Source organism: Armatimonadota bacterium (assembly GCA_035527535.1).
Lineage (GTDB): Bacteria > Armatimonadota > Hebobacteria.
On the sequence record DATLAK010000132.1, the window covers coordinates 1 to 2,674 of the forward strand.

Consider the following 2,674-nt stretch of genomic DNA (forward strand, 5'->3'; position numbering starts at 1 on the left):
AGAGCGATCGCCACTCGCCCTTGTCCGCCGCGCCGGCCTGCCTTTCGCGGTACTGGGGCGTCTGGCGGGCGAGCCAGATCAGGGCGGCGCCTATCAGCGGCACCAGTTGGGCCAGCTTCACCCCGCGGAACTGCGCGATCCTCGTCATGTAAGCGCTGTCGCTCAGCAGGCCGGCAATGAGCAGGCCGCCCACGGCCGTGATGGCGCACACCCCCAGGAAGCCCACCACCGCAAGCCACAGGCCCTCGCCGCGGCCGGCCTTCTCGCGGGCCAGCGTCCTCGCGCCCCAGCACACCGCGATCGTTGGGAAGACGATGGCGGACACCAGCGCTGCGAGCGAGCGGACCAGGCCGGTCGCAACCATCATGCCGGTGCTGCCACCCGCCAGGACTACCGCGGCAAGGCCCCAGAACCAGACCGGCCGCAGGCCGAAGAGCGCCTGCAGTACCCACAGCAGGCCTCCGCATACCCCCAGCCGCACCAGCGCCAGCAGCCAGGCGGGCGGGTTCAGGCTGGCAAGCGGCGCCGGATCGCCCGGCCGCAGGCCCTGCGCCCGCAGCTCGCCGACGATGGTCGCGAGGTAGTCCAGGTTCGGCCGCAGCGGCCCGTGCTCATCGCACGGGAACAGGCGAAGATACAGCAGCCGCACCTCCCGCTCCCGGGCCGCCCGTACGAAGCGATCCACCGCACGCGACAATGAGATCGTGCGCATCTCCTGATCCGTGATGCTGTGCACGCGCACTATCGAGTAATCCAGCTTGGACGCGAGGGCCGCATCTCCGTTCTGCGGGGCCAGCTCGATGAAGCCGAAGGTCAGGTTGTGCTGGCGCAGGGCGTCCGCGGTTGCACCCACCAGGCCGGGGAATCCCAGGATCTGGTCGCCGCTGAAGACCACAATCCGCGCGTCGGTGTCGGCAGCCATGGTGATGGCGGACTCGACCGCCTGCTGACTTCGCACCCCCTGCCAGAGCGGCCGGGCCACGATCTTCATGCCGACCGCTCGCGCCGCCACCAGCGCCTGGTGTGAATAGCCCACGCCGATCGCCGGATTCGCGGTCGCCGCGCTAGGCACACGCAGCCAGTTCTCGCCCTCCTTGCCTCCGGGCCGGGAGTAGTTCCCCGGGCAGGAGGCGCTCAGCGCCTGCGCCGCCTGTGCCAGTCGATACGAACTCTCCACCCACAGGCGCGTAGTGCGCTCCTCACCGAAGAGCGTCGCCTGCCCGCGGTCCATCAGGCCCTGCAGACTATCCTCGGTCAGCGCCAGATGCGTGGCGCCGGCCTGCCGGAGATCGTTCATCACGGTCTCCAGTGACCCGCCCGTCGCGGCGGCGAGCTGCTCGACTTCCAGGAAGTCCACCGCGATGCCCACCGTGGTGTTGGCGCGCTCGACGGCCATACGCTGGTTCAGCACCCAGACGGCCGCCAGCGCGCCGACGACCATGAGGGCATAGGTGAAGCTGCTCTGGGTGCGCGTCATCATGTCAAGCTCCCTTCGCGGGCGCATGCGTCAGTCCGGGGGTTAGGTTCGGCGAGCGGCAAGAGCCATCCTTCCGCGCCCCGCCACAGACAGGGGCGGCGCAGGCCGCGCCGCCCCTCGTCGTGATGAGCCATCGCTGCCTACATCGCGGGCTTGACCGGTCGGCCGCTTGCGGCGGACTCGTTGGCCGCCAGCGTCACCGCGCACGTGCGTAGCCCGTCCTCATAGGAGCACGGGATCAGAGACTGGTCACCGGCCCGGATGGCCGCCACGAACACCTGGTCAATGTTCGGGGTCTCGGCCGGCTCGCCGGCAAACTCGGGCACCTCGCCCGGCGAGGTCTTGATGGCCTGGGTGGACCACTCGACGATCCGGTCGCGCAGCAGGAAGACGATATCGCTCTTCCCGCCGCCCTGGGTCATCATCGGGCTGGTCGAGATCGTGGCGAGCATCCCCGAGGCGAACTCGAGCACCACCGCCTGGCTGTCGGGAATGTCGAGGCCCTCGATCTCGCCCATGGTGCGCAGCGCGTAGCGGGCGCTGACCTCCACCACCTCATCGCCGGTCACGTAGCGCATCAGGTCGAGCTGATGGGTGGTCTGCTCGTGAAGCTGACCGCCGGACTTGTCCATCACCCGCCACCAGGCCGTGCCCGGCAGCCCGCCCCAGCGGTGCGAGGAGATCATCGCGACGGTCTTGTCGGCCAGCCAGGCCTTCAGGCGCTGCGTCGTGTCCATCAGGCGGAGCTGGTAGCCAACGCTCGAGAGCACGCCAGCGGACTGGATGGCCTCCAGGATCTCGAAGCCCTTGTCCATGTCGAGCACCACGGGCTTCTCGACGAAGAGGTGCAGCCCGGCCTGGGCGGCGAGAACCTCGGCGTCGGTGTGGGCGAAGGGCGGGATGCTCACGTAGAGCGCATCGAGCTGTTCGGCGTCCAGCAGCTTGTGGTAGTCGGTGTAGGCGGTGGCGCCGTGCTCGCCGGCGGTCTTGCGCGCCAGCTCCTCGACCAGGTCAGCGATGGCGACGATACTTACGCCCTCGATCTCGGCGAGGCGGCCCATGTGACCGCGCGCATTGCCGCCCGCGCCGACGAAGCCTACTCTTACTTCAGACATGACGATCCACTCCCGGAGGGAACCTTCAGGTTGCCTTGCGCATCCGTGCTTCGCCGCCGGGGCCGGACTGCCCTTCACGACC

Annotated in this window: 2 protein-coding genes; both read right to left on the reverse strand. The window is 69.2% G+C overall.

What is annotated here, in order from left to right:
- Positions 1-1,480: DUF5693 family protein (locus VM221_09420; protein ID HUT75034.1), on the reverse strand; the 1,480-nt coding region annotated here is incomplete at its 3' end.
- Positions 1,481-1,617: 137 nt separating this feature from the next.
- Entirely contained in the window at positions 1,618-2,592 is a 975-nt protein-coding gene (locus VM221_09425; GenBank protein ID HUT75035.1) for a Gfo/Idh/MocA family oxidoreductase, read from the reverse strand.
- Between the last annotated feature and the right edge of the window lie 82 nt (positions 2,593-2,674).

Bases quoted from the DNA above. Each gene is read 5' to 3' on its own strand.
- VM221_09425 (HUT75035.1), bottom strand. From the start codon at position 2,592: ATGTCTGAAGTAAGAGTAGGCTTCGTCGGCGCGGGCGGCAATGCGCGC.